The 251-nt window shown below is 45.8% G+C and carries 1 protein-coding gene; it reads left to right on the top strand.

The features are described from left to right. A partial coding sequence (locus H4J59_RS00025) for an Ig-like domain-containing protein (RefSeq protein ID WP_182235754.1) occupies positions 1-251 on the top strand: 251 nt, incomplete at both ends.

Genomic DNA, 251 nt, shown 5'->3' with positions numbered 1-251 from the left:
CACCCGTCGCAGTCGATGATGTAATCAATGTCACTGAAGATACAGCATTTACGTCAAGCATTGATTTAGCTGCTAACGATACCGATTTAGATGGAGACAGCTTAACGGTAACAGCGGGAACATTTGCAACAGCGCAAGGCGGAACATTAGCGCTTGCAGCGGATGGCTCATACACTTATATACCCGCAGCAAACTTCAATGGTACCGATACAGTCGATTACACAGTAACGGATGGAACTGCAACTGATGTT

Origin of the sequence: Colwellia sp. MB02u-10 (assembly GCF_014077185.1) — a bacterium.
Lineage (GTDB): Bacteria > Pseudomonadota > Gammaproteobacteria > Enterobacterales > Alteromonadaceae > Cognaticolwellia.
This window is presented reverse-complemented; position numbering and strand designations above follow the sequence as displayed.